Source organism: Neisseria sp. P0020.S003, from assembly GCF_051957095.1.
In the GTDB taxonomy this organism is placed as follows: domain Bacteria; phylum Pseudomonadota; class Gammaproteobacteria; order Burkholderiales; family Neisseriaceae; genus Neisseria; species Neisseria subflava.
Map to the genome: position 1 here is coordinate 132048 of NZ_JBQCWU010000002.1, position 22855 is coordinate 154902.

28 protein-coding genes are annotated in these 22855 nt (G+C 50.7%); 22 read left to right on the plus strand and 6 right to left on the minus strand.

The features are described from left to right. Nucleotides 1-21: 21 nt before the first annotated feature. The 4 genes from ACTHTQ_RS02345 (at nucleotide 22) to ACTHTQ_RS02360 (ending at nucleotide 2684) form a co-directional block, all read left to right on the plus strand. A complete protein-coding gene (locus tag ACTHTQ_RS02345; RefSeq protein WP_003680809.1) occupies nucleotides 22-501 on the plus strand; it encodes an LPS-assembly lipoprotein LptE in 480 nt (159 codons plus the stop codon). Further along, complete coding sequence (gene holA, locus ACTHTQ_RS02350; protein ID WP_440362966.1) at nucleotides 501-1502, plus strand: DNA polymerase III subunit delta; 1002 nt, start codon at nucleotides 501-503, stop codon at nucleotides 1500-1502. The genes ACTHTQ_RS02345 and holA overlap by 1 nt, the downstream gene beginning before the upstream one ends. Nucleotides 1503-1648: 146 nt before the next feature. Beyond that, the gene (locus ACTHTQ_RS02355) at nucleotides 1649-2068 is read left to right on the plus strand and encodes a hypothetical protein (protein WP_003746427.1); all 420 of its coding nucleotides are present in this window, start codon (nucleotides 1649-1651) and stop codon (nucleotides 2066-2068) included. A 91-nt stretch (nucleotides 2069-2159) separates the two neighbouring features. After that, the gene (locus ACTHTQ_RS02360) at nucleotides 2160-2684 is read left to right on the plus strand and encodes an RDD family protein (protein WP_004519927.1); all 525 of its coding nucleotides are present in this window, start codon (nucleotides 2160-2162) and stop codon (nucleotides 2682-2684) included. 94 nt (nucleotides 2685-2778) lie between these two features. On the opposite strand, the gene ACTHTQ_RS02365 is transcribed toward ACTHTQ_RS02360, so the two are convergent. The 3 genes from ACTHTQ_RS02365 to ACTHTQ_RS02375 all read right to left on the minus strand — a co-directional run bounded on the left by ACTHTQ_RS02365 (nucleotide 2779) and on the right by ACTHTQ_RS02375 (nucleotide 5290). Next, complete coding sequence (locus ACTHTQ_RS02365; RefSeq protein WP_440362967.1) at nucleotides 2779-4014, minus strand: beta-ketoacyl-ACP synthase; 1236 nt, start codon at nucleotides 4012-4014, stop codon at nucleotides 2779-2781. After that, nucleotides 4008-4736: a 3-oxoacyl-ACP reductase FabG gene (fabG, locus tag ACTHTQ_RS02370; RefSeq protein WP_440362968.1), complete on the minus strand. Its 729-nt coding sequence runs from the start codon at nucleotides 4734-4736 to the stop codon at nucleotides 4008-4010. Before fabG ends, ACTHTQ_RS02365 begins: the two co-directional genes overlap by 7 nt. Nucleotides 4737-4801: 65 nt before the next feature. Beyond that, nucleotides 4802-5290 (minus strand): ApeP family dehydratase, encoded by a 489-nt coding sequence (locus ACTHTQ_RS02375; RefSeq protein ID WP_440362969.1) that lies wholly within the window; start codon nucleotides 5288-5290, stop codon nucleotides 4802-4804. A gap of 110 nt (nucleotides 5291-5400) precedes the next feature. On the opposite strand from ACTHTQ_RS02375, the gene ACTHTQ_RS02380 reads away from it, so the two are divergent. The 9 genes from ACTHTQ_RS02380 to ACTHTQ_RS02420 all read left to right on the plus strand — a co-directional run bounded on the left by ACTHTQ_RS02380 (nucleotide 5401) and on the right by ACTHTQ_RS02420 (nucleotide 12344). Continuing rightward, nucleotides 5401-6162 carry a beta-ketoacyl synthase chain length factor gene (locus ACTHTQ_RS02380; RefSeq protein WP_049328478.1) on the plus strand — a complete coding sequence of 254 codons (762 nt, stop codon included), beginning with the start codon at nucleotides 5401-5403 and terminating at the stop codon, nucleotides 6160-6162. Then, complete coding sequence (locus ACTHTQ_RS02385) at nucleotides 6159-6917, plus strand: lysophospholipid acyltransferase family protein (protein ID WP_440345878.1); 759 nt, start codon at nucleotides 6159-6161, stop codon at nucleotides 6915-6917. The genes ACTHTQ_RS02380 and ACTHTQ_RS02385 overlap by 4 nt, the downstream gene beginning before the upstream one ends. Then, nucleotides 6914-7174 carry a phosphopantetheine-binding protein gene (locus tag ACTHTQ_RS02390; RefSeq protein ID WP_003757545.1) on the plus strand — a complete coding sequence of 87 codons (261 nt, stop codon included), beginning with the start codon at nucleotides 6914-6916 and terminating at the stop codon, nucleotides 7172-7174. The genes ACTHTQ_RS02385 and ACTHTQ_RS02390 overlap by 4 nt, the downstream gene beginning before the upstream one ends. Nucleotides 7175-7186: 12 nt before the next feature. Then, entirely contained in the window at nucleotides 7187-7438 is a 252-nt protein-coding gene (locus tag ACTHTQ_RS02395) for an acyl carrier protein (protein WP_003685738.1), read from the plus strand. Between the two features lie 72 nt (nucleotides 7439-7510). Further along, nucleotides 7511-8050: a hypothetical protein gene (locus ACTHTQ_RS02400; RefSeq protein ID WP_440362970.1), complete on the plus strand. Its 540-nt coding sequence runs from the start codon at nucleotides 7511-7513 to the stop codon at nucleotides 8048-8050. Nucleotides 8051-8146: 96 nt separating this feature from the next. Then, nucleotides 8147-8953: a hypothetical protein gene (locus tag ACTHTQ_RS02405; protein ID WP_003764612.1), complete on the plus strand. Its 807-nt coding sequence runs from the start codon at nucleotides 8147-8149 to the stop codon at nucleotides 8951-8953. Next, nucleotides 8950-9444: a hypothetical protein gene (locus ACTHTQ_RS02410; RefSeq protein ID WP_440362971.1), complete on the plus strand. Its 495-nt coding sequence runs from the start codon at nucleotides 8950-8952 to the stop codon at nucleotides 9442-9444. The genes ACTHTQ_RS02405 and ACTHTQ_RS02410 overlap by 4 nt, the downstream gene beginning before the upstream one ends. A gap of 20 nt (nucleotides 9445-9464) precedes the next feature. Next, nucleotides 9465-11219, plus strand: a complete 1755-nt coding sequence (locus ACTHTQ_RS02415; RefSeq protein ID WP_440362972.1) for an AMP-binding protein — start codon at nucleotides 9465-9467, stop codon at nucleotides 11217-11219. A gap of 36 nt (nucleotides 11220-11255) precedes the next feature. After that, nucleotides 11256-12344: a methyltransferase gene (locus tag ACTHTQ_RS02420; RefSeq protein ID WP_440362973.1), complete on the plus strand. Its 1089-nt coding sequence runs from the start codon at nucleotides 11256-11258 to the stop codon at nucleotides 12342-12344. Nucleotides 12345-12435: 91 nt separating this feature from the next. On the opposite strand, the gene ACTHTQ_RS02425 is transcribed toward ACTHTQ_RS02420, so the two are convergent. Next, a complete protein-coding gene (locus tag ACTHTQ_RS02425) occupies nucleotides 12436-13092 on the minus strand; it encodes a cytochrome b/b6 domain-containing protein (protein WP_440362974.1) in 657 nt (218 codons plus the stop codon). 53 nt (nucleotides 13093-13145) lie between these two features. Between ACTHTQ_RS02425 and ACTHTQ_RS02430 the strand changes: the two genes are divergently transcribed. Together ACTHTQ_RS02430 and ACTHTQ_RS02435 are read left to right on the plus strand one after the other, a co-directional pair. Then, the gene (locus ACTHTQ_RS02430) at nucleotides 13146-14027 is read left to right on the plus strand and encodes an NAD(P)H-hydrate dehydratase (protein WP_440362975.1); all 882 of its coding nucleotides are present in this window, start codon (nucleotides 13146-13148) and stop codon (nucleotides 14025-14027) included. A gap of 149 nt (nucleotides 14028-14176) precedes the next feature. Further along, complete coding sequence (locus ACTHTQ_RS02435; protein WP_440362976.1) at nucleotides 14177-15124, plus strand: bile acid:sodium symporter family protein; 948 nt, start codon at nucleotides 14177-14179, stop codon at nucleotides 15122-15124. Nucleotides 15125-15221: 97 nt separating this feature from the next. Here ACTHTQ_RS02435 and ACTHTQ_RS02440 read toward each other — a convergent pair whose 3' ends face one another. Continuing rightward, nucleotides 15222-15785 carry a YceI family protein gene (locus tag ACTHTQ_RS02440; RefSeq protein ID WP_440363038.1) on the minus strand — a complete coding sequence of 188 codons (564 nt, stop codon included), beginning with the start codon at nucleotides 15783-15785 and terminating at the stop codon, nucleotides 15222-15224. 278 nt (nucleotides 15786-16063) lie between these two features. Between ACTHTQ_RS02440 and ilvD the strand changes: the two genes are divergently transcribed. The 7 genes from ilvD (at nucleotide 16064) to ubiE (ending at nucleotide 21376) form a co-directional block, all read left to right on the plus strand. Beyond that, nucleotides 16064-17923 carry a dihydroxy-acid dehydratase gene (gene ilvD / locus ACTHTQ_RS02445; RefSeq protein ID WP_049351254.1) on the plus strand — a complete coding sequence of 620 codons (1860 nt, stop codon included), beginning with the start codon at nucleotides 16064-16066 and terminating at the stop codon, nucleotides 17921-17923. A 68-nt stretch (nucleotides 17924-17991) separates the two neighbouring features. Further along, nucleotides 17992-18123 (plus strand): hypothetical protein, encoded by a 132-nt coding sequence (locus ACTHTQ_RS02450; RefSeq protein WP_256388404.1) that lies wholly within the window; start codon nucleotides 17992-17994, stop codon nucleotides 18121-18123. Between the two features lie 68 nt (nucleotides 18124-18191). Beyond that, nucleotides 18192-19481 (plus strand): CAP domain-containing protein, encoded by a 1290-nt coding sequence (locus ACTHTQ_RS02455; RefSeq protein WP_107810354.1) that lies wholly within the window; start codon nucleotides 18192-18194, stop codon nucleotides 19479-19481. A gap of 76 nt (nucleotides 19482-19557) precedes the next feature. Beyond that, nucleotides 19558-19791 (plus strand): cytochrome b6, encoded by a 234-nt coding sequence (locus ACTHTQ_RS02460; protein WP_107810353.1) that lies wholly within the window; start codon nucleotides 19558-19560, stop codon nucleotides 19789-19791. Nucleotide 19792: 1 nt separating this feature from the next. Then, complete coding sequence (locus ACTHTQ_RS02465; RefSeq protein ID WP_440362977.1) at nucleotides 19793-20224, plus strand: gamma-butyrobetaine hydroxylase-like domain-containing protein; 432 nt, start codon at nucleotides 19793-19795, stop codon at nucleotides 20222-20224. Nucleotides 20225-20243: 19 nt separating this feature from the next. Further along, a complete protein-coding gene (locus ACTHTQ_RS02470) occupies nucleotides 20244-20609 on the plus strand; it encodes an MBL fold metallo-hydrolase (protein WP_440362978.1) in 366 nt (121 codons plus the stop codon). A 29-nt stretch (nucleotides 20610-20638) separates the two neighbouring features. Next, nucleotides 20639-21376 (plus strand): bifunctional demethylmenaquinone methyltransferase/2-methoxy-6-polyprenyl-1,4-benzoquinol methylase UbiE, encoded by a 738-nt coding sequence (ubiE, locus tag ACTHTQ_RS02475; protein ID WP_003746386.1) that lies wholly within the window; start codon nucleotides 20639-20641, stop codon nucleotides 21374-21376. A 164-nt stretch (nucleotides 21377-21540) separates the two neighbouring features. Here the strand turns inward: ubiE and ACTHTQ_RS02480 are convergent, their stop codons facing one another. Continuing rightward, on the minus strand, nucleotides 21541-22671 hold the full coding sequence (locus ACTHTQ_RS02480; RefSeq protein WP_440362979.1) for a polyamine ABC transporter substrate-binding protein: 1131 nt from the start codon (nucleotides 22669-22671) through the stop codon (nucleotides 21541-21543). Nucleotides 22672-22855 lie beyond the last annotated feature (184 nt).

Consider the following 22855-nt stretch of genomic DNA (forward strand, 5'->3'; position numbering starts at 1 on the left):
GTTTCAACGAAGGAATATCCAATGAAAAAAATCCTATTGCCTGCACTTGCCCTATTGCTTGCCTCTTGCGGTTTCCACCTGAAAGGCACAGGCGTGACTTCGCAGCCGCTGCCTTATCAAAACTGGCATGTAGAAGGCGGAGCCGTCATGCAAAAAGCGCTGGAAAATGCCTTACGCCGTGCCGACGGTCATCCGGTTAGCGAAGCCGAATCACAAATCACCCTGCGCGTTGTCGACTTTCAAAAACGCCGCGATATCTACACCATCACCCGCGCCGCTGCAATCAACGAATACCTGCTGGCCATGACCGTCAAAGCCCAAGCCTTCCGTAACGGTGAGCCGGTTGGCGAACCGATGGAAGTTAAGGTTCACCGCACCATGGACTACGCCGACAGCGAAGTTTTGGGCAAACAGGAAGAGGAAGAAACCATTTGGTCTGAAATGCGCATCGACGCGGCAGATCAAATTGTCCGCCGCCTGACTTTCCTGAAGGCGCAATAATGGCTGCCGCGCCCATTGAGAGCCTGCGCCCCGATACGTCGCTCAAACCGTTGTACATTATTCACGGCGAAGAGGATTTATTGCGCATCGAGGCGTTGGATACCCTGCGCGCAGCCGCAAAAAAACAAGGTTATCTCAACCGCGAAGTCTATACCGCCGAAAACAATTTTGACTGGAACGAGCTGTTGCAAAGTGCCGGCAGCGCAGGTTTGTTTGCCGATTTAAAACTGCTGGAAATCCACATCCCCAACGGCAAGCCCGGCAAAAACGGAGGCGATGCCCTGCAAACCTTCGCCGAACGCCTGCCCGAAGATACGGTTACGCTCATCCTCCTGCCTAAGCTTGAAAAAGCGCAAATCCAGTCCAAATGGTTTTCCGCATTGGCAGACAAAGGCATCGTCTTAGAAGCCAAAGCCGTTGCACCACATGCTTTGCCGCAATGGATACAGGGCCGCCTGAAACAGCAGGGTTTGGATATCGAACCTGAAGCACTCGCCCTTTTTGCCGAGCGCGTCGAAGGCAATCTTTTGGCCGCCCGTCAGGAAATCGAAAAACTCGCCCTGCTCCATCCCCAAGGCCATTTAATCAATATTGCCGACGCAGAAGCCGCAGTTGCCACTGTCGCCCGCTTCGACGTATTCCAACTGGCAGGCGCATGGATGAAAGGCGATGCCCTGCGCGTTTCCCGTTTGCTGGACGGTTTGGAAGAAGAAGGCGAAGAGCCGGTTTTGCTGTTGTGGGCGGTTGCCGAAGACATCCGCACCCTAATCCGCCTCACTGCCGCACTCAAGCAAGGCCAAAACATCCAAAGCCTGCGCAACAGCCTGCGCTTATGGGGTGACAAGCAGACCCTTGCACCGATGGCTGCCAAACGCATTTCCATCAACCGCCTGCTCGACGCGCTCAAAACCTGCGCCAAAATCGACCGCATCATCAAAGGCGCGGAAGATGGCGATGCATGGACCGAGTTCAAACAGCTCGTTACCTCGCTGGCCGCCTGAAACCGTTGCCACGCGTCAAGAAACTTGCACGCAATACGCCCCAAAAACAGAAAATACTGTAAAATAGCGTAAACTTAAATTCAGGCCGTCTGAACCTCGCATTTCAGACGGCCTCTTCCAGCAAAAAACAAGGAAACACCAACCATATGGATAATAAAACCAAACTTCGCATCGGCGGTCTGGCCCTGCTGACCACTGCCGTATTAAGCCTCATCATCGTTCTGATCGTCGACTCATGGCCGCTGGCTATTCTGTTGGCCGTCATCATTGTGGCCGCTGCCGCAGGCGGTTTCGTTTGGACTTCACGCCGTCAGCAACGCCAATTCCTCGAGCGCCTGAAAAAATTCGACATCGATCCGGAAAAAGGCCGTATCAACGAAGCCAACCTGCGCCGCATGTACCACAGCGGCGGTCAACATCAAAAAGACGCGATTACCTTGGTTTGCCTGTCACAAAAATGTTCCGTTGACGAAGCGCACGCCATCTTCAAAAAACGTCCAACCCGTCAGGAAATGAACCAAATGGCTGCCCAACAGGCACGCGGTCAAAAACGTCCACATCGCTAATCCCGACAGTAACAGGCCGTCTGAACATCCTATCCCGTTTCAGACGGCCTGTTTTTATTTCCATCAAACCCATTTCCGTTTCCATCGCATTATGACCCGTCTTCCCACCGCTCCACTCAAACGCCGCCTCGCCGCACTGGTTTACGAGCTTCTACTGACCGGCGCAGTTACCAGCATTGCCGCCCTTGCAGCCGGTATTGTCGCCATCTTTCTCAATCCCATTTCCACGCGCCTGTCCATGCTGACAACCTGTCTGATTCTGTTCTACGCATGGTGGCTCTACTTCCGCGCTAACTGGCACAAAAAAGGCCAAACCCTCGCCATGCAGACATGGAAAATCGGCTTAGCCGATAAAAACGATACCCAGCCGCCCCTTCCGCAGCTGCGCCTGCGCTTTATTTGGGCCAGCATTTTTATTGTTTTCATTCCCCTGTTTGCCTACGCCGGATTGCGCCATCTGCTCAATATCCCGCCCAAAGGCGCATTCGGCGCCGCGCTCATTTGGCTCATCCTGCCATGGGGCTTTGCCCTGTTCCATCCCGACCGCCAGTTCCTCTATGACTTCTTGGCCGGAACAAGGCTGGTGGATTTGAATCAGAAGAAAACAAACGAATAAAATCCAAAAGCGGCTCAAGCTCTAAATAAAATAAAGGCCGTCTGAAACTCAAGATAAGTTTCAGACGGCCTTTAATCATAACATCAAGCAATGATTATTCTTGCCAACGTTTGAACACCAGCGAAGTATTGACGCCGCCAAAAGCAAAGTTATTGCTGACCACATAATCGGTTTGAATCTCGCGTCCGCCTGTTTGGATGTAATCCACCTTGCCGCAACGAGGATCAATGTTTTCCAAATTGATGGTCGGCGCAAACCAGCCGTTATTCATCATTTCGATGGTAAACCAGGCTTCCAATGCACCGCATGCGCCGAGCGTATGGCCGAGATAGCTCTTTTGCGAACTCATGGGAACGAATCCGAACACGGCTTCAGTCGCTAATGTTTCGGCAATATCGCCTTTTTCGGTCGCCGTACCGTGACCGCTGACATAGCCGACTTTGTCGGGCGTAATGCCCGCGTCTTGCAGCGCGAGTTCCATACATTTCTGCATGGTTTCTTTTTGCGGCTGGGTAACGTGGCTGCCGTCGCTGTTGGCGCCGTAGCCGACGAGTTCGGCATAGATTTTCGCACCACGCCGTTTGGCGTGTTCCAATTCTTCCAACACGAAAATCCCTGCGCCTTCGCCGATGACCAGGCCGTCTCGAGCGTTGTCGTAAGGGCGCGGTGTCAGCTCAGGTTCGCCGTTACGGCGGCTAGCGGCATAAAGCGAGTCGAATACATACACTTCAGACGGACAAAACTCTTCGCCGCCGCCAGCCAGCATCATATCAATCAGGCCGTATTTAATCGCTTCATAGGCATAACCAATGCCTTGGCTGCCCGAAGAACACGCGCTTGAAGTCGGAATAATGCGGCCTTTCAAGCCGAAGAAAATACCGATATTGGCGGCAGTCGTATGCGGCATCATGCGCACATAAGTATTGGCGTTGAAATTGCGCGATGTGCCCGTAGTCAGAAGTTCGCCCATGTCGCCGATGTCTTTGGTACTGCCGACAGACGAGCCGCACGCCACACCCATGCGTCCGTCGGTAATGCTTTCGTCTCCAAGCAAACCAGCGTCCGTCAGGGCCTGCTCCGCCGCATCGACACACAGATGCGACACGCGTCCCATGCTTCTGAGCTGCTTGCGCGTCCAATGTTGGGGCGGAGTGTAGCCTTCAATCGGCGCACCCAGTTGCGCTTCCAATTCGGGGAAACGTTCGCGCCAATCCATGTATTTGACGGCATTTTTTTCAGCTTTAAACGCCGCCTGTATGCTTTGCCAATCGCGGCCGAAGGCGGTAATGCCGCCTATGCCCGTTACTACGACTCTTCTGGTATTCAACACAAACCTCCGTTCACCGCAATCACTTGGCGCGTGATGTACGCCGCTTTTTCATCCATCAGGAAGCGCACCGCATGCGCCACTTCTTCCGGCAGCCCCATACGCGCGGCGGGGACGGCTTTCAAAATTTCTTCGACGGGTACATTTTCATCGACAATCTCCGTATCGATTAAACCCGGCGCCACGCAGTTGACAGTGATTTTGCGTTTCGCCAGTTCGACCGCCAAGGCTTTCGCCGCGCCGATCAAGCCCGCCTTGGACGCGCTGTAATTGACCTGCCCGCGGTTGCCCGTCAAGCCGGACACCGACGCCATGCACACAATCCGTCCGGCTTTGCGGCGGCGTATCATCGGCATGGTCAACGGGTGCAATACATTATAAAAACCGTCCAAATTAGTACGCAGCACCAAATCCCAATCGTCGTCTGAAAACGCGGGGAAGGCATTGTCGCGCGTCAGTCCGGCGTTCAATACCACGCCGTAATACGCGCCGTTTGCTTCGATGTCGGCAGTCAAAATATCGCGGCAGGCTGCACGGTCGGACACATCAAACTGCAACACCCTCGCCTGTCTGCCCAAAGCGCGGATTTCTTCCGCTACGGCTTCGGCTTCATCGCGGCGGCTGCGGCAATGAAGGACGATATCAAAGCCGTCCTCAGCCAAACCGAGTGCGACGGCTTTGCCTATGCCACGGTTGGAGCCTGTGATTAAAATAGTTTCACTCATACGTTTTCTCACTATATCGACAGGCCGTCTGAATCTTTGTCTTTTCAGACGGCCTTGTAAACGGTTTAAATGATTTGACCGTCTTTCGGACTGTACACATTCAAAGAAGCTTTTGCCAGTAAACCGTCCGGCGGCAACAGATGCTTCACATCCTCCGGCGCATCCGTCCAGCGCAACTCGCAATCAAATACACCCATGCCGCCCAAATCCTGAATGGACACATGCGCCTTGACTTCCAACTCAGTACCGACAGGCACGGAATCGGCAAACAAATCCAGCTTGCGCGTTCCCAATAAAAAACCCAAGCGGACAGGTTCTCCGGCCTTTAAAGCCTCAATGCCTGCAAACGCGCCTATGCCCTGCGCCATCAATTCCATATAAGCCATAGACGGCAACACGCCGTCCTGCAGCAAAATATGCTTGTCGCCAACCGGCGCACGGCAAACCGTGTAGTCATCGCCAAATTCTTTCACACAATCGATTAGCACCATATGTCCGCTGTGCGGAAGCAGCGAAGCTACATCATAAATCGGGGCACTCGGTATTGAAGGCATAAAATGTCATCCGGGAATAAATTACGTTACAATATGCATTATAACAGAGCCTAGCTTTTACTAACCCATTTCATTACAATGTATGAAAATGTAAAACATTGAAAGACATCATGCCTCAAAACGTTTGCCGTTTCAGCTTCAATATCGCCGCATGGCAGGCCTCCTCCAGCAAAATCAGTACGCCGGAGCAATGGCAGGACTGGGCGCAGGGAAAACTCGATACCGCCTCCCTGCCGGAGTACAAACCTGCGCTCTCCTTTTTGCCGCCTATGCAACGCCGCCGCTTGGGGAAAGCGGCGCGCTTGGTTTGTGATGCAGCATGGAATCTGGCCGACCAATATCCTGAAAGCGTACCGGTGTACGTTTCGCACGACGGCGAAAGCAACCGCAGCTTTGAATTGTGGCAAGAGCTTTTGAACACGCATACCGTGTCGCCGACCTCATTCGGCCTATCCGTTCACAACGCGACGATTGGGCAATGGTCGATGTTGCGCAAAGACATGAGCGAGCATACCGCATTGGCCGTTGCCGCCGATTCCTTTGAAACCGCGCTGACCGAGGCATTTGCGCTTTTGCAAGACGGCGCGCCATCCGTTTTAATAATTGTCGCCGATGATCCTTTGTCTGAAGACTATCCCGTCTTGGCTACACGTGCGCCGTTTGCCTATGCATTGGCACTGGTCATCACCAAAGGCGAAGACTATACCTTAAGCTTGGAAACCACATCCGAGAGACCGTCTGAAAACCCTAACGATACAACAGTCGAGCCCTATTGGAGCAGCTTGGAGTGGGTACGCTTCCTGCTTTCAGACGGCCGACAACACACGCAACACTATGCCGGTAGAAACTGGCACTGGCAGAAAAACGCATGAAGACTTTAGACTATTTCCGTCGCTTTTTTGCCACACTCTTCGGCTTCATCCTCTTCGGCGTTGCGGGCGTATTGTTCAAAATCGCACTTTTGCCCTACACACTTAAATCCACCAAAGGCGACATCCCGCGCCAGCTTGCCGCCCGCCGCATGATAGGCCGCGTGTGGCGGTTTTTCGTCGGCTATCTGCAATGGTCGGGCGTATTGAGCGTCCGTTTCAACGGCTTGGAAAAACTCGGCCGGCCGGGGCAGCTCGTCCTCGCCAACCATCCCTCGTTGCTGGATGTCGTCTTGATGGTCAGCCACTTCCCCGACCCGAACGTACTGGTCAAAAAAGACTTGTTGAACAACCCCAGCATGAAAAGCCAGATTATCGCTTCCGGCTACATCCCCAACGACGAAAGCATGGAAATGTTGGAAGAAATCGACGCCGTGTTCAAAAGCGGGCAAAGTATGCTGATTTTCCCCGAAGGCACGCGCACAGGCTGGGACGGACAGGTTAAAATGCACCGTGGCGCGGTATCGCTCGGTTTGCGCAGCGCATCGGTCATCACCCCCGTGTGCATCAAAATGACGCCGCCCAATTTCAAAAAAGGCCAGCCTTGGTACAAAATACCGCCGCACAAAATCCATTATGAAATCACCGTCGGCGACGACATCCTGCCCGAAGAATGGCTGGCGGAAAAACCCCTACCCATCGCCGCAAGGCGTTTAAACGAATACCTTCAAGACTATTTCACAAGGAAAACCACATGAATAACTTAGAAAACCAAATCAAAGAATTAATCATCGACAGCTTGGGACTGGAAGACATCACCCCTGCCGACATCGGCAGCGAAGACCCGCTCTTCGGCGATGAAGGCTTGGGTCTGGATTCCGTCGACGCGCTGGAACTCGGTTTAGCGGTGCAAAAAACCTTCGGCTTCCAGCTCGACGGCGAAAACGACAACCTGCGCGAAAACTTCGCCAACGTCAAAACACTGGCAGAATTCGTCAAAAGCCGTCAGGCATAAAGGAGAAGCGATATGACCGAACAAGAAGTACGCACCCTTCTGACCGATGCACTGGTCAACCTGTTTGAAATCGAACCCGAGCGCATCAAACCCGAAACCAACCTCTACGAAGATTTGGAAATCGACAGCATCGACGCCATCGACCTCATCGACCACATCAAACGCGAAACCGGCCGCAAACTGCAAGCCGAAGACTTCCGCAACGTGCGCACCGTAGAAGACGTGGTTCAGGCGGTTTTGAAAGTACAGGCGCAAGATTCCTGATTCTGATTTAAACCGGCATATTTTCAGACGGCCTTGTCAATCCGCAAGGCCGTCTGAAAATCAATCATAACCATGAAAATATTAGGAAAACTCCTACTGACCCTCGCCAGCCTCGCCTATCCGCTCCTATGGTATTACGGCAGGGAAAACGGCGCGTTCGTCTGGCTTGCCGCCGCCATGTGCATCCTGTGGCTGATACGCGCCGCCATGCCGCAAACCACAGCCCAACGCATTACGGCGATTATCCTTGCCGCCTTTTTCGCCGCCGTACTGATTTTCAGACGACCCGACTCGATGTATTGGTATCCCGTCGCCGTCAACGCGCTGATGCTTGCCGTTTTCGGCGGTAGCCTGTTTGCCAAACAAACCGTCATCGAACGCCTCGCCCGACTGCAACACCCCGACCTGCCGCCCGAAGGCGTGCGCCACACCCGCCGCGTTACGCAAATCTGGTGCGGCTTCTTCATCCTCAACGGCGCAACCGCCGCCATTCTGGCAGGCTTGCAATATTACGACTGGTGGACGGCCTATACCGGCATCGTGTCGTATGTGTTGATGGGGCTTTTGTTTGCCGGAGAGTGGGTGTATCGGAAAGCCGTATTGAAGGTGTAGGTCGTCTGGAAAATCTTGTCGCGCTACCATCCATGATTTTAATATTTCAAGTAGTGCATTACATAAAAAATTTTAATTTCAAAGGATTATTCGAAAATGGGCACTCCAACTAATATTATTTTATTCAACTACCAAGTTATTATTGGAGAAAAAAACTTATCTAAATCTCTTTTGATTCCAATGATTGAAAAAGGATTTCAAAGAAGCCCATCTGAAACCGAGATGCAAAAAATATCGGCAACTATAGACAAAGAGAATGAACGCTTTATCCGGCTTATATTTAGTACAGGAAGTGTATATCCCCTACCTCCTAATGTAATTAGTATAGAAAATGGAAAAACCTCTAGAAACCGCCGAAAAAATACAGAAATTGAACCTAAATTTTCCTATGGGATTATGGATACAAAAACCGGAGAAGTCTGGCTTCAATACAACAAAAATAGTATCTTTAAAGAAGCTCTAACTCATTTCTATTCAAATGAACATATAGAAATAAAGCAAATATTAGATGAAAAACAATTCCAAGAATCTATAAATGAAATTAGAGAAATTAAATTAAGTGTATTACCTGACACCCTTCCTTATCTAGGTTCGCTGACAGAAAGCCTGCAACAAGATATTTATCAGTATGGAGCATCTAGTGCTGAAATTATATTTAGATACAAAGAAAAACTTACAGTAAAAAACGTTAAGAGAACTGTAAAAAAACTTATTACAAATAAGTTTGAGTTTAAGAAATTAGTTATTGCTGGTAGAAACACTGATAATTTAGAGATGGTTTTTAATACCAATACAGTATCTAGCAAGATTAGAGTGGTCTGCTCTACTGATGAAAATGGACTCCCACAAGAAGACGAGCTATTTAAACAAGCTGTTTTAAAGATACTGGAAATTTCACCATGAGTAAAAATATTATAAAGTGGTTGATATATTCGATCTGCACTTACTTATTATATCTTGGCATCAGTAAATATGACTTAGGATACTCTGGAAAACTTTCAGATTTATTATCTTTTCTTTCAATCGCAATAGGATTTTGTATTACTTCATTATCATTAATAGCAACAACTAAATTTTCTAAAAATTTGCATTCTAGGCAAAGCAAAAATAGCAATGACAAAACTTTATTGCATGAATTAGTACAGATATTTCAATCAGCAAATAGCTTTTTTTTAACAACAATATGTCTAATTATTTGCTATCTATTCATAGAAAACATTTTTGAATTTAAGAAAAATTTAATATGTACGACATACACTGAAGAACAGCATATTGAAATCAAAAATATATTTCAATCTTGCATTACCTCCTTTATTTTTATTAGCCTATATAAATTCCAAAAACTTATTCAAATCCTTGGTAAATATGTAATACAAGCCGCTAAAGAACAGTAACAAGCTATCAAATCAAAATTATGTACCTAACCCAAATCCTATCCCCCGACCTGCCCCAACAAGACCTTATCGCCACCCATCCGAATTGGACGCGCGCTGATTTCAACCGTGATGTTTTCCGGCTGTCAGGTCGTCTGAAAACGGCAAACGTGCAAACTGCCGCGTTGTGGTTTGACGATGCCGCGCTGTTTGCCTGCGCCGTACTGGCGGTATGGCATTCGGGCGGGCGGGTGTTGCTGCTGCCGAATCTGGCGCGGGACAATTTGGACTGGGGGCGGACGGCGGATGTGTTTTTGACGGATTCCGAAGATTTGCAAAGCAAGTTGGGCAGTCAAACCGAACAACGCGATGACTCCGGACAGCCGTTGAATGTGCAAGCCAGCCCACCCGTATGGCACCTGCCCGATTTGCTTGCACACACGTCGCCTGAAAACCCGACGCCCGCCCCTGAAAACCATCTGATTCCCGACCATGCCGAAGCATGGCTGAAAACATCGGGCTCCAGCGGCGAAGCTCAGATTATTGTGAAAACCGCTGCGCAAATGCAGGCAGAAGCCCTGACTTTGGCAAATACGCTGCCATTTGGACAACACGGTGAAACCGTGATCGGCAGCGTGATTCCGCAACACCTTTACGGCTTCACTTTCCGCTTCGCACTCGCACTGACAATGGGTTGGACTATGGAACGACAGCAGGCGGTTTATCCGGAAAACCTGCTTTCCAGCACAGCCGCACATGATAAAGTAGTTTGGATTGCCAGCCCAGCCGTACTCAACCGCTTGGGCGAAAACCGCAACTGGCAGAGTATCGGCCATAAAATTGCAGGCATTGCCTCGGCCGGAGGCGCGCTTCCTTCAGCCACAGCGAATTTGCTGCAACAGGCTGCCGTCCGCCCGTTTGAAGTCTATGGCAGTACCGAAACCGGCGTGATTGCCTCACGTTGCGAACGCCAAGAATGGCAGCCTTTCAAAGGCGTGGAAATCGGGCAAAACGAAGAAGGCGCACTTTGGGCTTCTTCGCCTTGGTCGTCCGAACGCCGTCAAACAGCCGATTTGATCGAGCCGCAAGATGACGGTTTTCTGTTACTCGGTCGCCAAGACCGCATTATTAAATTTGAGGACAAACGCGTGTCGCTGACCCAAATCGAACACGAACTTTTACAACACCCTTGGATTGCGGATGCACACTGCGGCCGCCATCCGCAACATCAACGCATTGCCATATGGGCGGCATTAAATGCAAACGGTATCGCCGCCTTTCGCGAGAAAGGCCGTGCTGCAGTTGCCGATACGCTCAAACGCCATCTAACTACCACGCAGGACACCATCGCCCTGCCGCGCTACTGGCGTTTTACCGACAGCCTGCCGCGCAACGCCCAAGCCAAAATCGCCGCGGCAGATTTTCAGACGGCCTTTACCGTTGCCCAAACTTCGCCCGTTTGGTCGAAAACATCATCTGACGATGAAACCAATACTGAAACTTTTATCGGGCGCGTGCCTTTGGATTTGGTTTATTTCGGCGGTCATTTTGCCACCTTCCCGCTGGTTCCCGGCGTGGTCGAGCTGCAATGGGTGCGCAACCTGATCGCGCCCAAGCCATGGAGTAAACAGCGCATCATCCGCATCGAAAATCTAAAATATCAGCAGTTTATCCGTCCTCACGATGAAGTGTCGGTAGAGCTGAAATACGATGAAGGTAAAAACAAACTGAGCTTTAAAATCAACAACGGAGAGCATCCGTGTGCATCAGGACGGATTGTGTTTGAGGCCGTCTGAATATACTTATTAACTTTTTAGTGGAAAACCAACAATATGCAACTCTTCCCTGCCCTAGAACAACGCTATTCCCACGAACACCAGTCCGCAGGCGAGGCTCAACGTCTGGCTCAAGAAATCGCTTTTGCACCGATTGTGTTCCAAGTTTCCCGCCTGATGGTGAAATTTGGCATTCTGGACCTGCTGAACGACCATCCAGACGGCCTCACTCAAGCCGAAATCGCCGAAAAAGCGAAAATCAGCAACTACGCGGCACAAGTCCTGCTGGAAGCCTCGCTGTCTATCGGCACTGTCTTGACTCGCGACAACCGCTATTTCATCAGCAAGGCCGGTTGGTTTGTCCTCAAAGACAAAATGGCCCGCGTCAATATGGATTTCACGCAGGAAATCTGCTACCAAGGCATGTTTGATCTGGAAAAAACCCTGCAAACCGGCAAGCCCGAAGGCCTGAAAGTATTCGGCGACTGGCCGACCATTTACGAAGGCTTGTCTTCATTGCCAAGCATCGCGCAGGAAAAATGGTTTGCATTCGACCATTATTATTCCGACAACTCCTTCGCAGAAGCACTCAACACCGTGTTCGCCAAACCGGTTAAAAAACTGCTCGATGTCGGCGGTAATACCGGTCGCTGGGCGGAACAATGCGTCAACCACAATGCCGAAGTCGAAGTAACCATCATGGATCTGCCGCAACAAATCGGCTTGATGCGTGAAGCGACCAAAGGCAAAAACGGCGCGGACCGTATCCACGCCCATCCGGCCAACCTGCTTGATCCTGAAATTCCGTTCCCAACCGGTTTTGACGCGATCTGGATGAGCCAATTCCTAGACTGTTTCACCGAGGAACAAGCCACCAGCATTCTTCAACGCGCCGCTGCATCTATGAGCGAAAACACCAGCCTCTATATCATGGAGCCTTTCTGGGACAGACAACGCTACGAGACCGCCGCCTACTGTCTGACCATGACCAGCCTGTATTTCACTGCCATGGCCAACGGCAACAGTAAAATCTTCCACTCTGAAGACCTAATCCGTTGCGTTGAAAAAGCCGGATTGAAAGTAGCGGAAATTTCAGACGGCATCGGCCGCGGCCACAGCATCTTGCGCTGCGTTAAGGCCATCTGAACATCATCTTTTAAACCCTAAAAAGAGACCGACCCCAACAGCCATTTCGGCTATCGGGGTCGGTTTGTTTTTGGGTATCAGCCTTAAAACATCAACCGCGCAACATCCATACTGCGCACACTAAAGCAATCGCTACCGACAAAGCGGCAAGCAGTTGTCCCACTCCGGCCAATTTAGGCTGCTTGGCATCAATGGTTTTAAAGCCGTTAATCATCGGCGTAATCAAATCCTGTTTTTTCACAAAGCGATACAGCAAAACAGCCGCGATATGTACGCCCGCCAAAACAGCTAAGACATTAAAGAAATTGACATGGATTTTTCGCGCCAGCGTACCGGCGTGTTCGCTGACCAAATGATTCAAAAAGCCGGAATTGGTAAATGTATTTTCATCAGCGACAAATAAGCCTGTGGCCGTCTGAAAAAACAACACGGCCAATAAAGCGATCACCATCAGCGCGCCCAAAGGATTGTGACCGACCAATTCGTCTTCAGACATTTGACCTTGCGTGTAGCGGCGGATTTCGGAAAACGGGCGCACAAATCGGCTGAATTTTGTCGTATCGCTGCCCCAAATTCCCCAACACAAGCGGAAAACCATCAAAGCCAGCATCAACAAGCCGCCGCGTAAGTGCCATACCAGCATCTCGCCGCCTTGGGTCGCGCTGTACCACATGAATCCCATCAATAACACCAAGAGCCAATGGAACAGGCGCGTAGGTGCGTCCCAAACTTTTATTTTTTGCTTCATTACCTTTTACTTTCTGATTTAAAATTAAATTTCTTATCTTGGAAGGTTACGCCATGCAGCCCATCTACACGCTTCCCGAATCGCTTCAAGCTTTTCAGACGGCCTTAGCATTTCCCGACGTATTCCGCCCCCGCGCCCAAGAATCACACAAAGGCACATACGGCACGCTTGCCATTATCGGCGGCGCAACAGGAATGAGCGGTGCAATAGTTTTGGCAGCCACAGCCGCGATGTATCAAGGGTGCGGCAAGGTTTGGGCTGGCTTCAACCAAGCCACGCTGCCTTTTGCCATCATTCCCGAACGCCCTGAAATTATGCTCGCCACTGCGATCCAACTGATGAAGCGCGACGATGTCAGCGCACGCGTAATCGGCTGCGGCTTTGGTTTGGACGGATTATCAGAGCAGCTGCTGCCCCAAATCCTGTCTACACACCATGACCAGCCTTTATTGCTCGATGCAGATGCTTTGACACTGCTTGCTCGCTCTTCCGAATTAGCCGAACGCCTCAAATTGTACAAACATATCGTCCTGACACCTCATCCGGCCGAAGCCGCCCGCCTACTCTGCACCGATACCCAATCAATTCAAGCCGACAGGCAAAAAGCCGTGACCGAAATCAGCCGTAAATATGGCGCGACCGTTGTATTGAAAGGCCATCATACATTGGTGGCCACGGCAGACGGCATAGTCTATACCAACACCAGCGGCAATGCCGGTTTGGCCACCGCGGGCAGCGGCGATGTCTTAAGCGGCATTATCGGCAGCCTGCTGGCACAAGGCATTCCGGCATTCCAAGCCGCCTGCGCCGGCGTATGGCTGCATGGTGCAGCGGCCGATGTCATCAAACACAGCGACCAAATCGAAACCGGTATACTTGCCGGAGAAATCGCACCTGCCGCCCGATGGCTGCGCAATATTTTATCAAAAGAATAATGCCGTCTATATAGCAAATACAAATCACAGGCCGTCTGAAAATCAATTCTTATCTTCAGACGGCCTTATTTATTTTAATCCATTTTGCAAATTAAGGTTAAGGCGTGTATCCTTGATTTCCCTTAAAAACAACTTCACAACATATCATCATGAATACCCTCAACAAAATCAGTGATTTTATCGGAAAGACCTTTTCCCTTTGGGCCGCGCTCTTTGCCGGCATCGCTTTTTTCGCACCCGACACCTTCAAATGGGTCGGCCCTTACATTCCTTGGCTACTGGGCGTCATCATGTTCGGCATGGGCTTGACCCTCAAGCCCTCCGACTTTGACATTTTGTTCAAACACCCCAAAGCCGTCATTATCGGCGTGATTGCCCAATTCGCCATCATGCCTGCGACTGCCTATCTGCTGGCGAAACTGTTGAACCTGCCTGCCGAAATCGCGGTCGGTGTGATTTTGGTCGGTTGCTGTCCGGGCGGTACGGCTTCCAATGTGATAACCTATTTAGCACGCGGCAATGTGGCTTTGTCGGTTGCCGTTACATCGGTTTCTACCCTGATTTCCCCATTGCTGACTCCTGCCATCTTCCTGATGCTTGCCGGTGAAATGCTGGAAATCCAAGCGGGCGGTATGTTGATGTCCATCGTCAAAATGGTTTTGCTCCCCATCGTTTTGGGGTTGATTGTCCATAAGGTTTTAGGCAACAAAACTGAAAAACTGACCGATGCGCTGCCGCTGGTTTCCGTTGCCGCCATCGTGCTGATTATCGGCGCGGTAGTCGGCGCCAGCAAAGGCAAGATTATTGAAAGCGGCCTGCTGATTTTTTCAGTTGTCGTACTCCACAACGGTATCGGCTATCTGCTCGGCTTCTTTGCCGCCAAATGGACCGGCCTGCCTTATGATGCACAAAAAACGCTGGCCATCGAAGTCGGTATGCAAAACTCAGGCTTAGGCGCCGCCCTTGCCGCCGCACACTTTGCCGCCGCGCCGGTTGTTGCCGTTCCCAGCGCATTGTTCAGCGTGTGGCACAATATCTCCGGCTCGCTTCTGGCAACTTATTGGGCAGCCAAAGCAGATAAAAATAAAGAATCCTAAACGTATTTAATCATAAGGCCGTCTGAACAGGGATAAACGAAATCAACGATTTCTGCCTTACCTGTTCAGACGGCCTTTATTTTGAAATCAAGCAGGATTATTGTTTCACGGCTTCGATTTGGATATTGATGTTTACTTTTTTACTCATACCGGCGCTTACCAAATAATCCAAGCCCCATTTGGTACGGTCGATGGTGGTGCTGAAGTCGCCGCCGCACACTTCTGCTTTTGCCATCGGGCTTTGGTAGCAGTTGAATTTATCGGCTTTGAGTTTCACCGGCGCAGTTTTGCCGTTCATGGTCAGGTTGCCGTCAACAGACAGCAGTTTTTTGCCGTTGAAATTGAATTTGGTGGATACAAAACGGATTTCAGGGTATTTGTCTGCATTGAAAATATCGGCAGATTTCAAGTGTTGGGTAAAGTGGTCCGAACTGGTTTGCAGTTTGGACAAAGGCAATACGATATCGATAGAGCCTTGGTGTTTGGCACGGTCAAATTCCAAATTGCCGGTCAAACCATAAATACCGCCAACGTTGGTGCTGGTGTTGAAATGGTCGATGGCAAAGCGGGCATTGGCATGGAATTCGTCCACTTTATAAACAGCGGCAGACGCAGCAGAAGCCAACATGGCCGAACACAATGCAAACATGATTTTTTTCATCATCTTATCCTTAGAAATGTGAGAAGTTCCCTATCATATCACTTTTTGATGCCAACATCTTTTGCAACTGAGAAAGACAGCGTTTCGTCTTAGGAAATCTTCAGGCCGTCTGAAACAATGAGCAGCAAATTCAGGTGAAGCAAATACAGTTTAGTTTTATTACAAAATAGCGTGCTTCATCGCTCGTAATTGGTATAAAATACCGAGTTATTTCTACAACGGGCCGCCAACCAACCAGCCTATTTCAGACGGCCTCAGCATAAAACAAAGGAACAAAAATGCCTGAATACCGCTCCAAAACCTCTACCCACGGCCGCAATATGGCAGGTGCGCGCGCATTGTGGCGTGCGACCGGCGTAATGGAAACCGACTTCGGCAAACCGATTATCGCAATTGCCAACTCTTTCACCCAATTCGTCCCGGGCCATGTGCACCTGCACAATATGGGTCAACTGGTTGCCCGTGAAATCGAAAAAGCCGGCGGCATTGCCAAAGAATTCAACACCATCGCCATTGACGACGGTATCGCCATGGGCCACAGCGGTATGCTCTACTCCCTGCCCAGCCGCGACCTGATTGCCGACTCCATCGAATACATGGTCAATGCCCACTGCGCCGACGCGCTGGTGTGCATTTCCAACTGCGACAAAATCACCCCGGGCATGCTGATTGCCGCCATGCGTCTGAACATTCCGACCATCTTCGTTTCCGGCGGTCCGATGGAAGCCGGTAAAGTTATCGGCGTGGCCAATATTCAACCCGAACGCCGTTTGGACTTGATTGACGCCATGATCGAATCGGCAGACGACAATATCAGCGACAAACAAGTCGAAGAAGTCGAACAAAACGCCTGCCCGACTTGCGGCTCCTGCTCCGGCATGTTTACCGCCAACTCCATGAACTGTCTGACCGAAGCACTCGGCCTTTCCCTGCCGGGCAACGGTTCATACTTGGCTACCCACGCAGGCCGCAAAGAATTGTTCCTCGAAGCAGGCCGCATGATTGTCGAAATCACCAAACGCTATTACGAGCAAGACGACGAAACCGTATTGCCACGCAGTATTGCCACTAAAAAAGCGTTTGAAAACGCCATGACCATGGACATCGCCATGGGCGGATCCACCAACACCATCCTGCATTTGCTCGCCGTCGCCAACGAAGCAGGCGTGGATTTCAAAATGGCCGACATCGACCGCTTAAGCCGCGTCGTCCCCTGCATCTGCAAAACCGCGCCCAACAATCACGACTACTACATGGAAGACGTGCACCGCGCCGGCGGCATCTTCGCTATCCTGAAAGAACTGGACAAAGCAGGCAAACTGCACACTGACGTGTACACCATCCACGCGCCGACGCTGAAAGACGCGATTGAAAAATGGGACGTGACCAATCCCGAAAACACCCACGCCATCGAACGCTTCAAAGCCGCGCCCGGCGGCGTGCGCACCACCCAAGCGTTCTCGCAAAACCGCATGTGGAAAACCCTCGACCTCGACCGCGAAAAAGGCTGTATCCGCAACGTCGAACACGCCTACTCGCAGGACGGCGGTTTGGCGGTCTTGTTCGGCAACATCGCCGAACGCGGCTGCGTGGTGAAAACCGCAGGCGTGGACGAGAGCATCCTCAAATTCACCGGCCGCGCCCGCGTGTTTGAAAGCCAAGAAGCCGCCGTCGAAGGCATTTTGGGCAACCAAATCGTTGCCGGCGACATCGTCATCATCCGCTACGAAGGCCCGAAAGGCGGCCCGGGCATGCAGGAAATGCTGTATCCGACCAGCTACCTAAAATCCAAAGGCCTCGGCAAAGCCTGCGCCTTGCTGACTGACGGACGCTTCTCCGGCGGTACATCAGGCCTCTCCATCGGCCACGCTTCGCCTGAAGCGGCAGAAGGCGGCGCAATCGGTTTGGTACACGAAGGCGACACCATCGAAATCGACATTCCAAACCGCAGCATCCACCTTGTCATTTCCGATGAAGAGCTTGCCGCACGCCGTGCCGAAATGGAAGCGCGCGGCAGCAAAGCGTGGAAACCGGAAAACCGCGACCGCTACGTCTCCGCAGCCCTGCGTGCCTACGGCGCGATGGCGACTTCCGCCGACAAAGGCGCAGTACGCGACGTATCGCAAATCGAACGTTAATTAACCTGACTTAAGGCCGTCTGAACGCTTTCAAGTGTTTCAGACGGCCTTCATTCAAACGGACAAATATGGACAAATTCATTTTAGCGATGATCGGCATGGCCATTGCCCTGTTGATTATTATTGGCGGCGGATTTATCGCTGTCGAATATTTCAAATCCCATCCTGAAGCATTCCAAGTCAAGCCACTATCAAAATAATCATTTAACGGCATGAGTTTCAAGGGGAAAGAGCCGTAGCTCAAGGCCGTCTGAACGCAGTACATATAATGAAACACATTCTTTACTGGCTGGGTGGTTTTGCCGTCGCCCTCGGCATATTCCAATACTACGAAACCCATCGCTATTCCGAAGACCAGCTCATCTACGCCCAACCGCCGCAAAATCGTTCTGCCGTTGCCGATTTTGACGCCTTGGCGTATTTAAACTTCCTCCGCTCCTCAGCCAATCTGCCCGCACTGGCGCACTCAGACACACTCGAACGCGCCGCGCGCAATCATGCCCGCTATCTACTGCAAAACCCTGACGACGGACATGACGAACACAATACGCGCAATCCCTTTTATACAGGCCCACGCCCATCAGACCGCACGCGCAAAGCCGGTTATGCCTATAAAGGCGTGCACGAAAACGTCAGTACCGGCCAGCATCCGCCAAACGAAAAAATCAACGACCATCTACCTGCCCAACATCAGCTGGACAATCTGATGACGGCGATTTACCACCGCCTCTCCTTACTCGACCAAAATATCGACGAGGCCGGAGCCGCATTTGAATCGCAAGGTAAACAAATCGCGTTGAGCATCAATCAAGGCGACAGCAGATTCAACAACCTCTGCCAAAAAAACCGCCCCCTCTCCGACCTCAGCCGCTCGTTTTATCAAGATGCCTGTCATGGCCACGCTATTATTTATGCGGATGAAATTTCCAACCGCAAACTCCGGCCTTACATCACCTATCCGCAAGGCAACTTTGCCTCGCCGGTTTTCCATGGCGAACGTCCCGACCCTATGCCGCATTATGAAATGACCGGCAATCCGGTCAGCATCGCGTTCTCAGAACAATCGCCTCCGGTCAAAATGCGTTCATTCAAACTGTATCGGGATACAAAAGAAATCAGAGACGTCAAAATCTTAGATAAAGATAATGACCCAAACCGCCTCCTGACCGAACGCCAATTTGCGCTGTTTCCTTTACAGCCATTGGAATACGACACCGACTACCGTGCCGTGTTCGCATACCGTCAAAACGGAAAAGACAGAACGGCCGAATGGACATTCAGCACGCAAAAACCCGATTATCCTTACTTCATCGTCAAAGGCGGCGAAACGCTGGCCATTGAATCCGGACAAAAATATTTTATCCATTGGCAGGGTTTTTGGTGCTTGAAGCAATGCGAACGCTACAACTACCGCATGAACCGCGACACCCAACTCAACATTATCGAGCGGCAGGCCGGCGGCATCATTATCCGTGTCAACGGAAGCAAAGGCAGCAGCATCCGCTTAATGCCCGAAGGCGAAGACAGGCGTGCCATTACACTTTATTTATGGAAATAAAGCCGTTTTCAGACGGCATGAAGCACCAAAAAGCTGATAAAATACCGCCTCACCACCTTACGGCAAGCTATCCAATATGACCAAACATCCGCAAACAGCAGCCAATACCCGCTATGCCTTTGCCAGCATTGTCGCCATGTTGGCCGCGTTTTTACTGTTCGTTGCCGTGATGTTGCTGCCTTTGGGGCTGACGGCGGATACGCAAGTGAGCCTGATACGGTTTTCACTCTACGCAATCGTGCTGTTTGCCGTACTTGGCGGTATTTTTTCTGTACGCGTTGCCTATTTGCGTAAAAAGAACGGAGCATGACATGACCCAAGCCGATAAAATTCCACAAGAAATCCGTCTCCAGCAAGAGCGGCGCGTACTGACTTTGGTCTATGTTGACGGTGCCAAAAGCCTTCCTGCCGAATACCTGCGCGTGTACTCGCCCAGCGCGGAAGTGCGCGGACACGGTCCAGGCCAAGATGTTTTGCAAACAGGCAAAGCCGAAGTCAGTATTACCGATTTAGACCCCGTCGGCCAATACGCACTGAAAATTACTTTTTCAGACGGCCACGACAGCGGCCTTTATGATTGGGACTATCTCTACCGACTGGCGCACAATCAAGACGCGCTTTGGCAAGACTATCTCGACCGCCTCGAAAAGGCCGGTGCGTCCAGAACGCCAAGTGCCGAAGATTTGAAACCCAAGCACACACATTCCTGCGGTAGCGGTGGTTGCGGCGGAAAGTCCGTCTGAAAAAAGCGAGACCGTAAGTTTGGATGACGGAAGGACGATTGACGGCAAAGCGTCCCTCTCCCCGCCCAAAAAAGGCCGAGAAGTGGCCATCTTCGGCGATACCAAAGCCTGTCCTCAGGCAGTACGCACCGCGCAAAATACAGACGTTTTGGCGCATGAAGCAACCTTTGCGGCAGGTGATGAAGAAACAGCGGAACGAATATTCCATTCGACCATATTCGATGCCGCCAAACTGGCTTTGCAGGCCAATGTGCAACAACTTTACCTGACCCACATCAGCGCACGTTATACCGAAGAAGAACAATGCCTGATGCTGGAACAACAGGCACAAACTATATTTCCCGCGTCGAAAGTGGTTGGCGATTTCGACGTATTCGATACCTGAATCCGTATTATTTTAAGAAGGCAGACACTATGAGCGACCACAAAACCCATTTCGGCTTCACTACCGTTGACGAAGACGAAAAAGCAGGCAAAGTTGCCGAAGTCTTCCACTCCGTGGCAAAAAACTACGACATTATGAATGACGTAATGTCCGGCGGTCTGCACCGCGTTTGGAAACATTTCACCATCAATACCGCCCGCCTGAAAAAAGGCGACAAAGTATTGGACATCGCCGGCGGTACAGGCGATTTGTCCCGAGGCTGGGCAAAACGTGTGGGCAAAGAAGGCGAAGTTTGGCTGACAGACATCAACTCCTCCATGCTGACGGTCGGCCGCGACCGCCTGCTCAACGAAGGCATGATTCTGCCCGTATCGTTGGCAGACGCTGAAAAATTGCCGTTCCCCGACAACTATTTCAATCTGGTTTCCGTCGCATTCGGCCTGCGCAACATGACACACAAAGATGCCGCGCTGAAAGAAATGTACCGCGTATTGAAACCGGGCGGCACCCTGCTGGTGTTGGAATTCTCCAAAGTGTACAAACCTTTGGAAGGCGTGTACGACCTCTACTCTTTCAAACTGTTGCCGATTATGGGCAAACTGATTGCAAAAGATGCCGACAGCTACCAATACCTCGCCGAGTCCATCCGTATGCACCCCGACCAAGAAACCTTAAAACAAATGATGCTGGATGCAGGTTTCGACAGCGTGGATTACCACAACATGAGCGCAGGCATTGTTGCCCTGCATAAAGGCGTGAAATTCTAAGGCCGTCTGAAACAAACACAAAGGGCGTGATTGATAGACACGCCCTTTGTTTTTAAATCTTCCAAGCCAATCTGACACAAAACAAAGGCCGTCTGAACAGCCGTAAAACGAAATCAAATATCTCGATTACACTATTCAGACGGCCTTAATACGTTTAAATCAGCTTATGTCCCTGCTTTCACGCTTTGCCATTGACGGACCATAAATTTCAACGCCGCCGGTTGAATAGGCACCATGATAAAGCTGTTTTTCAAATCCTCGTCAGTCGGGAAAATCGTATTGTCGTTTCTAAACTCTTCATCCATCAGCTCCTGAGCCGGTTTACTGGATGGCGCATAAGTAACAAAATTGCCGTTTTTCGCCGCAACTTCGGGATCTAAGAAATCATTGATATACGCATGGGCATTGGCCACATGTTTGGCATCTTTCGGAATCACAAACGAATCCACCCAAATCCCCACGCCTTCTTTCGGCATCATCACACGGATTTTTTCTTTGCCGCCGGCTTCTTCGGCACGACGTTTGGCAATGTTCAAATCGCCGCCAAAACCAATCGTTACGCAAGTATCGCCGCGCGCCAAATCATCGATAAAACCGGACGAGGTAAAACGCTTGATGTACGGACGGTTTTTCTTCAAGACTTCCGTAGCCGCCTTAATATCCGCCGTTTCACTGCTGTTTGGATTTTTACCCATATAATTCAATACCATAGGATAAATCTCTGCCGCGCTGTCCAAATAGCTGATGCCGCATTGCTTGAGTTTGGACGTGTATTCGGGGTTAAACACCAAATCCCATTGATTGTCCGGCAGTTTGTCCGTACCCAAAGCCTTTTTCACACGCTCGGTATTGATGGCAAAAGTATTAGTCCCCCAATAAAATGGAACGGCGTATTCGTGATTCGGATCAACGCCTTCCATCAGCTTCATCAATTGTGGATTGAGGTTTTTATAGTTGGGAATCAGGGATTTGTCGATTTTCTGATACGCACCTGCCTTAATCTGCCTACCGACAAACGCATTGGAAGGACCCACGATGTCGTAACCCGACTTACCGGTCAATACCTTGCTCTCCAGCGTTTCATCGCTATCATATACATCATAAGTTACTGCGATACCGTGTTTTTTCTCAAACGCAGCAACCGTCTCGGGATCGACATATTCCGACCAGTTGTAAATGCTCAATACCTTTTGATTATCGGTTTGCGCCGCCTTGTCGGCAGAAGTTTTGTCCGAGCCGCCGCAGCCGGCCAATGCCAGCGCAGTCAGTACGATGAGGGGCAGATGTTTGGCCATTATCATTCCTTGCGTATCCGGTTGAAAAGAGAAAGACATTATAAAGCAGGCAAGCCGGGGCGGATAGGCTTCATTGCTAAAAGATATCGACCTGCTTGAGGCCGTCTGAAAGACAGCTTGCCGCCAACTTAAAACCTTTCTGCCGATAGCTTGAAATATGGTTTTGCGGTAAGATAACACCCAT

Bases quoted from the DNA above. Each gene is read 5' to 3' on its own strand.
- ACTHTQ_RS02345 (WP_003680809.1), top strand. From the start codon at position 22: ATGAAAAAAATCCTATTGCCTGCACTTGCCCTATTGCTTGCCTCTTGC.
- holA (WP_440362966.1), top strand. From the start codon at position 501: ATGGCTGCCGCGCCCATTGAGAGCCTGCGCCCCGATACGTCGCTCAAA.
- ACTHTQ_RS02355 (WP_003746427.1), top strand. From the start codon at position 1,649: ATGGATAATAAAACCAAACTTCGCATCGGCGGTCTGGCCCTGCTGACC.
- ACTHTQ_RS02360 (WP_004519927.1), top strand. From the start codon at position 2,160: ATGACCCGTCTTCCCACCGCTCCACTCAAACGCCGCCTCGCCGCACTG.
- fabG (WP_440362968.1), bottom strand. From the start codon at position 4,736: ATGAGTGAAACTATTTTAATCACAGGCTCCAACCGTGGCATAGGCAAA.
- ACTHTQ_RS02375 (WP_440362969.1), bottom strand. From the start codon at position 5,290: ATGCCTTCAATACCGAGTGCCCCGATTTATGATGTAGCTTCGCTGCTT.
- ACTHTQ_RS02380 (WP_049328478.1), top strand. From the start codon at position 5,401: ATGCCTCAAAACGTTTGCCGTTTCAGCTTCAATATCGCCGCATGGCAG.
- ACTHTQ_RS02385 (WP_440345878.1), top strand. From the start codon at position 6,159: ATGAAGACTTTAGACTATTTCCGTCGCTTTTTTGCCACACTCTTCGGC.
- ACTHTQ_RS02390 (WP_003757545.1), top strand. From the start codon at position 6,914: ATGAATAACTTAGAAAACCAAATCAAAGAATTAATCATCGACAGCTTG.
- ACTHTQ_RS02395 (WP_003685738.1), top strand. From the start codon at position 7,187: ATGACCGAACAAGAAGTACGCACCCTTCTGACCGATGCACTGGTCAAC.
- ACTHTQ_RS02400 (WP_440362970.1), top strand. From the start codon at position 7,511: ATGAAAATATTAGGAAAACTCCTACTGACCCTCGCCAGCCTCGCCTAT.
- ACTHTQ_RS02405 (WP_003764612.1), top strand. From the start codon at position 8,147: ATGGGCACTCCAACTAATATTATTTTATTCAACTACCAAGTTATTATT.
- ACTHTQ_RS02410 (WP_440362971.1), top strand. From the start codon at position 8,950: ATGAGTAAAAATATTATAAAGTGGTTGATATATTCGATCTGCACTTAC.
- ACTHTQ_RS02415 (WP_440362972.1), top strand. From the start codon at position 9,465: ATGTACCTAACCCAAATCCTATCCCCCGACCTGCCCCAACAAGACCTT.
- ACTHTQ_RS02420 (WP_440362973.1), top strand. From the start codon at position 11,256: ATGCAACTCTTCCCTGCCCTAGAACAACGCTATTCCCACGAACACCAG.
- ACTHTQ_RS02425 (WP_440362974.1), bottom strand. From the start codon at position 13,092: ATGAAGCAAAAAATAAAAGTTTGGGACGCACCTACGCGCCTGTTCCAT.
- ACTHTQ_RS02430 (WP_440362975.1), top strand. From the start codon at position 13,146: ATGCAGCCCATCTACACGCTTCCCGAATCGCTTCAAGCTTTTCAGACG.
- ACTHTQ_RS02435 (WP_440362976.1), top strand. From the start codon at position 14,177: ATGAATACCCTCAACAAAATCAGTGATTTTATCGGAAAGACCTTTTCC.
- ACTHTQ_RS02440 (WP_440363038.1), bottom strand. From the start codon at position 15,785: ATGAAAAAAATCATGTTTGCATTGTGTTCGGCCATGTTGGCTTCTGCT.
- ilvD (WP_049351254.1), top strand. From the start codon at position 16,064: ATGCCTGAATACCGCTCCAAAACCTCTACCCACGGCCGCAATATGGCA.
- ACTHTQ_RS02450 (WP_256388404.1), top strand. From the start codon at position 17,992: ATGGACAAATTCATTTTAGCGATGATCGGCATGGCCATTGCCCTGTTG.
- ACTHTQ_RS02455 (WP_107810354.1), top strand. From the start codon at position 18,192: ATGAAACACATTCTTTACTGGCTGGGTGGTTTTGCCGTCGCCCTCGGC.
- ACTHTQ_RS02460 (WP_107810353.1), top strand. From the start codon at position 19,558: ATGACCAAACATCCGCAAACAGCAGCCAATACCCGCTATGCCTTTGCC.
- ACTHTQ_RS02465 (WP_440362977.1), top strand. From the start codon at position 19,793: ATGACCCAAGCCGATAAAATTCCACAAGAAATCCGTCTCCAGCAAGAG.
- ubiE (WP_003746386.1), top strand. From the start codon at position 20,639: ATGAGCGACCACAAAACCCATTTCGGCTTCACTACCGTTGACGAAGAC.
- ACTHTQ_RS02480 (WP_440362979.1), bottom strand. From the start codon at position 22,671: ATGGCCAAACATCTGCCCCTCATCGTACTGACTGCGCTGGCATTGGCC.